Genomic DNA, 7,611 nt, shown 5'->3' with positions numbered 1-7,611 from the left:
CAGCGGATCGGCGCCCTGGGCGAGGCTCGCGGCATCGGCGAAGCGCCCGGCCTGCGCGGCGGCCAGGGCCTGGCGGCCGGCGGCGCGCTGCGCCTCGCTGGCCCAGGGCTGGGCGGTTGCGGGCATGGCGAGGGCGAGGAGCAGGACAGCCGGCAGGACGAGGCGCATGACCCCGACCATAGCGCGATTTCCGCCCCCCGGCACCGCGCCCCGGCTGTCCGGCCGGCCCCGGGGTGCACAGCCCGGCCGGCGGCGCCATCTTCTCCGGACCCAGGCGGGAGCCAGCGATGAAGATCACGGTCGAAATGGACTGCACGCCCGAGGAGGCACGGCGCTTCTTCGGCCTGCCGGACGTCGCGCCGCTGCAGCAGGCCGTGATGGAGCGGCTGCAGGCGAGGGTGGAGGAGGCTGCCTCCGCCACCTCGGCGGAGGCGTTGATGCGCAGCTGGATGCCCTTCGCGCCGCAGATGCCGGAGGCGTTCCTGCGCGCCATGACCGGCGCGATGTGGCCAGGCGCGGCCCCGCCCGAGCCGCCGAAGGGACCGGGCGAGCCCCGCTGACCTGCCGGGGGAGGGCGTCCCCCGGCGGGTGCGGGATCAGGCGGCGGCGGGGCGGGCCCGCCGCGGCCAGATGGCGGTGAGCAGCGGCCAGGCGAGCAGCGCGATGCCGGCCGCCATGATGGAGCCCGACAGCCAGCCGTGGAAGAACACGGTCAGGTCGCCCTCGCTGACCAGCAGCGACTGGCGGAAGGCTTCCTCCGTCCGGTCGCCCAGCACCAGCGCCAGCACCAGCGGCGCCAGCGGATATTCCAGCTTCTTCAGCACGTAGCCGATGATGCCGAAGATCAGCATCAGCACGATGTCGAACTCGGCATTGTTCACGGTGAAGGCGCCGATCGCGCAGACCACCAGGATGATGGCGGCGATGATCGAGAAGGGCACGCGCAGGATCGCCGCGAACCACGGCACCGCCACCAGCACGATCAGCAGACCGGCGATGTTGCCGAGATACATGGAGGCGATCAGGCCCCAGACGAAGTCCTTCTGCTCAACGAAGAGCATCGGGCCGGGCTGCAGCCCCCACATAATCAGCCCGCCCAGCAGCACCGCGGCAGTGGGGGAGCCGGGCACGCCGAGGGTCAGCATCGGCAGCAGCGCGGAGGTGCCGGCGGCATGCGCCGCGGTCTCGGGCGCGATCACGCCCTCCACGCGGCCCTTGCCGAAGTCCTTGCCGTGCTTCGACATGCGCCGCGCGATGCCGTAGCTCATGAAGGAGGCGGGCGTGGCGCCGGCTGGCGTGATGCCCATCCAGCAGCCCACCAGCGCGGAACGGATGCCGATGGCCCAGTGCCTCGGCAGTTCGAGCCAGGTGCGCAGCACCACCTTCATGTCGATCTTCGCCTTGTGGCCCTTGAAGCGCAGCCCGTCCTCGATGGAGGAGAGGATCTCGCTGATGCCGAACAGGCCGATCACCGCGACCAGGAAGTCGAAGCCGCGGATCATCTCGGTCTGGCCGAAGGTCATGCGTAGTTGGCCGGTCATCGCATCCATGCCGACCGCGGCCAGCAGGAAGCCGAGCATCATCGCCATCAGCGTCTTCACGGGACTGCCGCGGCCCATGCCGACGAAGGCGGCGAAGGACAGGAACATCACCGCGAAGAACTCGGGCGGGCCGAAGCGCAACGCGAACTGCGCCACGATCGGGGCGACGAAGGTGATCATCACCACCGCGACGAAGGCGCCGACAAAGGAGGAGGTGAAGGCCGCCGTCAGCGCCTCTCCGGCGCGGCCCTGCTGGGCCATGGGGTAGCCGTCGAAGGTGGTGGCGACGGACCAGGGCTCGCCGGGGATGTTGAACAGGATGGAGGTGATGGCGCCGCCGAACAGCGCGCCCCAGTAGATGCAGGACAGCATGATGACCGCCGAGACCGGCGACATCGCGAAGGTCAGCGGCAGCAGGATGGCGATACCGTTGGCGCCGCCGAGCCCGGGCAGCACGCCGATCAGCACGCCCAGGATGATGCCGACCATCATCAGCATCATGTTCTCGGGCTGCAGGGCCACGGAGAAACCCTGCATCAGCAGGCCGAGTTCTTCCATTCCGGCGCGCTCCGCTCAGTAGCCGAGGAATTCTTCGAGCGGACCCTTCGGGAGCGCGACGAGGAACCAGATTTCGAACACGACGAAGGCGACCAGCGCGGTCGCGATCCCGGACGGGACCGCGCGCCAGACGCTGAACTCGCCGAGTCGCGCCATGAACCATGCCACCAGCACGGCGGAGGCGACGTAGATCCCGGTGAAGGGGATCGCCGCTACGTAGATGGTCGTGGGGATGAAGACGGTCGCGACGGTGCGCGCCTGTTCCCAGGTGAGGAACATGGCGGGCGCATCGGGACCGCCGCTATCCTCGCCGCGCGCCCGCGCGGCGCGCGCCAGCGGCAACAGGTTGGCCGCAGCGGCCAATACCAGGAGCAGGCCGATCCAGAACGGGAAGTAGCCGGATTGCGGCCCATCCGCGCCCCAGCCCGCCCCCAGTCGCGCGCTGTCCCAGATGGCCGCGGCGCCGGCTGCGGCAAAGCAGAGGGAGGTCGCGATCTCCATGGTGCGGACCGAGACGCCGGCGACGGCGCGCCGCTCCGGCACGAAGGCCTCCGCGGTGGCGGCGCCGGCGGCGGCGCCGTCCGGCGCCTGCACGGCCCGCGGCATGTCGCGGCCGCCGATGTGCTGCATCGTCACGCGCGGTTCCTCAGCTCTGTCCGGCAAGGAAGCCGGCTTCCTGCATGAGGGTGCGGTGGCGGGTCTCCTCCCTCTCCAGCCAGGCGCGGAAGGCGTCGCCGGTCATGGTGGTGGTGTTGAAGGCGCCCTGGGCCATCAGCTCCCGCCATTCCGGCGTCTCGCGCACCTTGCCCAGCAGGTCCACGTAGAAGGCGACCTGCGCCGGGGTGATGCCTGGGGCGCCCATGATCCCGCGCAGCATCAGGTATTCGACGTCGAGGCCGGACTCCTTGGCGGTCGGGATGTCGCGCCAGGCCATCGTCTCCGTCATCTTCTCGGTGCCGGACAGGCGCTGGCTGTCGAAGACGCAGAGCGGCCGCAGCGCGCCGGAGCGCCAATGGGTCACCGCCTCGATCGGGTTGTTCACGGTGCTGTCGATGTGTCGGCCGACCAGCTGCACGGCGACCTCTCCGCCGCCGCGGAAGGGCACGTAGTTGAACTGCGCGCCGGTCGCGCGGGTGATCGCGGCGGTGATGATCTGGTCTTCCTGCTTCGACCCGGTGCCGCCCATGCGCAGCCGGCTGGCCTTGGCCGCGGCGATGAACTCCGCGGTCGTCTGCCAGGGCGACTGCGCGTTGACCCACAGGATGAACTCGTCCAGCGCCATCATCGAGATCGGCGTCAGGTCGCGCCAGCTGAAGGGCACGCCGGTGGCCATCGGCGTGGTGAAGATGTTGGAGAGCGTGATGACCAGCAGATGCGGGTTGCCGCGCGCACCCTTGGCTTCCAGGAAGCCCTCGGCGCCGGCGCCGCCGGCCTTGTTCACCACCACCATCGGCTGGCGCATCAGGCTGTGCTTGGACACGATGCCCTGGATGACGCGCGCCATCTGGTCGGCCCCGCCACCGGTGCCGGCCGGCACGATGAACTGGACGGGCCGGTTCGGCTCCCAGCTGCGCTGGGCGGCTGCGCCACGGCCGAGGGCCGCCACCGCGAGACCACCGAGACCCATCGCCAGCGTGCGGCGCGACAGCATATGCGGCATTCCCGTCTCCCGTTCATCGCGACGCGCGGCGCGCGCCGTTCCGTGCGCAACGCCCGTTCCGGCGGTTGCGGTTGGACGGCGATTGGGGCGGAAAGCACGGTAAATCAAAGAAAATCGTGTAAAGATTTAAAGGCCGGCTTGCCGCGGCGCAGCACACCCGGCTTCCTGCCGGCGCAACAAGGGGATGTCGCATGGCGCTCTGGGTCCGGTTCAGCCGAAACGGTGTCGAGGGCTTCGGCACGCTCGAGGGCGAGTCGGTCCGCGTGCATGCCGGCGACCTCCTCGCCGGCGCCGCGCCGACAGGGGAGAGCGTGGCGGTGCAGGACGTCGCGCTGCTGCCGCCGGTGCGGCCCACGGTCTTCGTCGGCTTGTGGAACAACTACCGGGAGGCCGCGGCGAAGCAGAACCTGGCCATACCGGAGACGCCTCTGTTCTTCCTGAAGTCGCCGCGCAGCGTCGTGGGGCCGGAGGCGGCGATCCTGCCGCCATCGTCCTACACGGGACGGGTGATCTACGAGGGTGAGCTCGGCCTGGTGATCGGGACGACGGTGCGCGACGCGACGGAGGAGGAGGCCGCCGACGCGATCTTCGGCCTGACCTGCGTGAACGACGTGACCGCGCTCGACCTGCTCAACGCCGATCCGTCCTTCGCGCAGTGGGCGCGCGCCAAGGGGTGCGATTCCTTCGGGCCGATCGGCCCGGCTATCGCCACCGGGCTCGACTGGTCATCGCTCCGCGTGCAGGTCGCGCTGAACGGCCGAGTGCGCCAGGACTACCCCTGCGCCGACATGATCCTGCCGCCGGCGCGGATCGTCGCGCTGCTCTCGCGGGAGATGACTCTCGCGCCGGGCGACGTGATCGCCTGCGGCACGAGCGTGGGCGCGCTGCCGATGCGGCCGGGCATGACGGTGGAGGTCACCGTCGCAGGGATCGGCACGCTCCGGAATGTGTTCGCGCCCGGTGCGCCCGCCGGCACCTAGATGTTTGGTCCCGGGATGAGGTGGTGCGGGTTGATCCTGAAAATGGTGGGCTCCCTTGCCCAGGCATCACAGACGGGCTGGAAGGGGGTCCGCTATCGTCGTGCCTTGAGGTGCTTGCCGAAGTTGCAGGCTGTGACGAAGGCCTGGACATGCGCCTTGAGGGCGTCGAGGTCCGGGTAGTGGAAGGCCTTGGTGGTGGCGTCCTTGATGGTGCGGTTCACCCGCTCGGCCTGGCCGTTGGTCCAAGGATGATTGGGCTTGGTCAGCTTGTTCTCTTTGCTGTGTTGATCGGAGACGCGGTCAAGAATGTGGCCGCCGAAGATGGCCTCCATGGCGGCGTGGCGGCCGCGGTTCTTAGGCCGGTCGGCGAAGGCCATGCCGTTGTCGGTCAGCACGGTGTGGATCCGGCAAGGGAAGACTTGGACCACCGCGCGCAGGAACGCGGCGCCATTGGCCTTGGTGTTGGCGCCGAGGAAAGCGACGTGGGTGAACTTGGAGACCCGGTCGATGGCGAGGAACATGCAGAGCTTGCGCTCGGCCAGGGCGCGGGCGCCCTCTTTCGCTGCTTGGAGCTCGGCTCGAACACGCGGCGTCGTGCGGGCTGAGCCGTGAAGACCAGCTGCCATGGGGCGTCCTCCTGCTCACGGGAGAACGCACCACGACACCCCGGGACTGCACACCTACCCGGTCGCGTCCGCGGAACGCGAGGTCAATCCGGCGACCGCGGCTGCGAAGCGCGCCGGGTCCGCGATGACGCGCGGCACCTTGTGCTGGCCGCCGAGCTTGCCCTGCGCGCGCATCCAGGCCTCGAAGGCGCCGGGCCGGACCACGTCCACGGCGGGTTCCAGCAACTGTCCCCCGTGCCGGTGCGCCGCGTAGTCCTCGTTGGCGGCCAGAAGCGCCTCGTCCAGCCGGGCGGCGACGACCTGCGGCAGCACATCCGCCACCGTCTCCAGCACCAGGCGATGCCGCCCGTGGGCGCCGACGAATTCCGGCCCGCAGCACCATTCGCCCAGCGGGATGCCGATGGTGTCCAGCGCCTGCGCGATCTCCGCGCCGGTGACGTGCTCGCCGAAAGCCGACAGCATCCAGGCGGTCCGCCCTGTCACCAGCAGGCGCGGCGGCGCGCGCTCCACGAAGCGCACGACGTCGCCAAGCACATAGGCGAACAGCCCGGCATTGGTGGTCAGCGCGACGGCGTAGTCGACGCCGGTCTCGATCGTCGCCACCCAATGGCGCGTCGGATCCAGGGACTCGAGTTCCTCGACCGGCACGAACTCGAAGAAGCAGCCGCGATCCAGCACGAGCCGCATGCCCTCGCCCTCGCCGCGATCCTGGATCGCGACGAAGCCCTCGCTCGCCGGATAGACTTCCCGCGTCGCACAGCCCGCGGGCAGGAAGGGTGCGAGGCGATCGCGATAGGGCGCCCAGGCGACGCCGCCATGGATCAGCAGCTCCAGGTTGGGGAAGGGCGGCGCGCCATCCGGCGACATCCGGTGCAGCAGCACCAGCAGCCATGACGGCGTGCCGGTCAGCACGCGCACTTCGCGCCGTGGCGTGCGCTCCGCCAGGGTGGCGAGCTTCGTGTCCCAGTCCGGCATCAGCGCCATGTCCTCCGGCGGCCAGGCGCGGCGGCGCAGCAGGCGTGGCACCTCATGCACGGCGATGCCGGAGAGGTCGCCTCCGCGCACGCCCGGTGCCAGCTCCTGCAGCGCGGTGGAGCCGCCGAGCATGAAGGACAGACCCGCGAAAGGCCGTGCCCGCGGATGGGCATGCAGGTGCCAGGCCAGGGTGTCCAGCGCGGCGCCGCGATTGGCCGCCACCTGGCCTGCCGTGACCGGGATGTATTTGGTGGTGCCGGAGGTGGTGCCGGAGGACAGCGCTAGATACGGAACGAGACCGGGCCAGGTCACGTCGCGCAGGCTCGGGAAGTCGGGCTGCCACCAGTCCCGCCAGAAGTCCTCGTAGCGGCGAAGCGGGACGCGGGCCTGGAACTCCGCCACGGAGCGGATCGTAGCAAAGCCGTGGGCGCTGCCGAACCGCGTCGCGCGCGCCGTACGCAGCAGGCGCAACAGCAGTTGCTCCTGCGCGCTCGCGGCATCCAGCGCCTGCATCCGCGCGACGCGCGCGCGGGTGAACAGCCGGAGGATCGGCGTGCCGTCCAGCATCAGCGGGGCTCGATCCTCGTGATGCGCGGGAAGTCGCGCGCGACGGCATCGGCCCGCAGCGGCACGCGGATGCTGCGGCCTTCGCGCCAGAGCGGAACCTGGTCCATGAAGGCCGGCGAGCCGATCCAGCCATCCTGCCCGCCCCACAGCGTGAACCAGTTGGCGTCAGGGTCCGCCATGTCGCTGACATGCCGCGCCATGGAGCCGAAATTGGCCGGTCGTTGCGTGCCGTCCAGCAGGCCGTGGCTGGTCTTCATGGGTGTCTCCCGCGATCCGCCGGTCGGGTAGTCGGCATAGACGAACCATCGCCCGAGGACCGGCAGGTTCACCAGCCAATGCGCGGCCCGCAGGCGGTGCAGATCCCCCCAGCTGCCGATCCGGCCGAGATCGGCCTCGGCGGCCGCAGCGGCCTGGCGCAGCACGGCCTCGCGCCGGGCGGGCGGCAGGGTGTCCAGGTCGCGCAGCAGGAAGGTCGTCAGGAAGTTCCACTGCGTCTCGGCCCCGCGCGGATTGCCGGTGGCGTCGCGCCGGCTCTCCGGCACCAGCGCCGGCACCAGATGGCGCAGCAGCATCTCGAAGGCGACCGGTGCGCGGCTGTCGGGGGCGTAGTCGCCTTCCCAGCCTGCCAGCGCGTCGCGCAGCCGCGGCGCGGGATGGCCCCCGTGCAGCGCCGCCAGCCGCTCGCCGAGGCCGGCGGCCAGCGC

General features: G+C 70.6%; 8 protein-coding genes and 1 pseudogene. 2 read left to right on the top strand and 7 right to left on the bottom strand.

Features of this window, described 5'->3' with window-relative positions:
- The coding region (locus OZN99_RS20860) for a hypothetical protein (protein WP_270937180.1) at positions 1-180 on the bottom strand (180 nt) is incomplete at its 3' end.
- Positions 181-287: 107 nt separating this feature from the next.
- On the opposite strand from OZN99_RS20860, the gene OZN99_RS20855 reads away from it, so the two are divergent.
- A complete protein-coding gene (locus OZN99_RS20855) occupies positions 288-560 on the top strand; it encodes a DUF6489 family protein (RefSeq protein ID WP_270937179.1) in 273 nt (90 codons plus the stop codon).
- A gap of 36 nt (positions 561-596) precedes the next feature.
- On the opposite strand, the gene OZN99_RS20850 is transcribed toward OZN99_RS20855, so the two are convergent.
- The 3 genes from OZN99_RS20850 to OZN99_RS20840 are packed head-to-tail and all read right to left on the bottom strand — an operon-like array spanning position 597 to position 3,759.
- Positions 597-2,099, bottom strand: coding sequence for a tripartite tricarboxylate transporter permease (locus OZN99_RS20850; RefSeq protein ID WP_270937178.1), 1,503 nt, complete (start codon positions 2,097-2,099; stop codon positions 597-599).
- Between the two features lie 15 nt (positions 2,100-2,114).
- Positions 2,115-2,729 carry a tripartite tricarboxylate transporter TctB family protein gene (locus OZN99_RS20845; RefSeq protein WP_270937181.1) on the bottom strand — a complete coding sequence of 205 codons (615 nt, stop codon included), beginning with the start codon at positions 2,727-2,729 and terminating at the stop codon, positions 2,115-2,117.
- Between the two features lie 16 nt (positions 2,730-2,745).
- Positions 2,746-3,759 carry a Bug family tripartite tricarboxylate transporter substrate binding protein gene (locus tag OZN99_RS20840; protein WP_270937177.1) on the bottom strand — a complete coding sequence of 338 codons (1,014 nt, stop codon included), beginning with the start codon at positions 3,757-3,759 and terminating at the stop codon, positions 2,746-2,748.
- 191 nt (positions 3,760-3,950) lie between these two features.
- Here OZN99_RS20840 and OZN99_RS20835 point away from each other — a divergent pair, with 191 nt between their 5' ends.
- The gene (locus tag OZN99_RS20835) at positions 3,951-4,739 is read left to right on the top strand and encodes a fumarylacetoacetate hydrolase family protein (protein WP_270937176.1); all 789 of its coding nucleotides are present in this window, start codon (positions 3,951-3,953) and stop codon (positions 4,737-4,739) included.
- Here OZN99_RS20835 and OZN99_RS20830 read toward each other — a convergent pair.
- The 3 genes and pseudogenes from OZN99_RS20830 to OZN99_RS20820 form a co-directional block, all read right to left on the bottom strand.
- Positions 4,736-5,278 (bottom strand): annotated as a pseudogene (locus OZN99_RS20830) (integrase core domain-containing protein); the annotation flags it as partial. The gene OZN99_RS20835 and the pseudogene OZN99_RS20830 overlap by 4 nt on opposite strands.
- Before the next feature lie 141 nt (positions 5,279-5,419).
- Positions 5,420-6,907: a GH3 family domain-containing protein gene (locus OZN99_RS20825; protein ID WP_270937175.1), complete on the bottom strand. Its 1,488-nt coding sequence runs from the start codon at positions 6,905-6,907 to the stop codon at positions 5,420-5,422.
- On the bottom strand, positions 6,907-7,611 hold a 705-nt coding region (locus OZN99_RS20820), incomplete at its 5' end, for a penicillin acylase family protein (RefSeq protein ID WP_270937174.1). The genes OZN99_RS20825 and OZN99_RS20820, both read right to left, overlap by 1 nt.

The sequence above is a fragment of the Falsiroseomonas oryzae genome (assembly GCF_027856955.1).
GTDB lineage: Bacteria > Pseudomonadota > Alphaproteobacteria > Acetobacterales > Acetobacteraceae > Falsiroseomonas > Falsiroseomonas oryzae.
The sequence above is the reverse complement of the archived record's forward strand: the minus strand, read 5'-3'. Positions and strand labels throughout refer to the sequence as shown.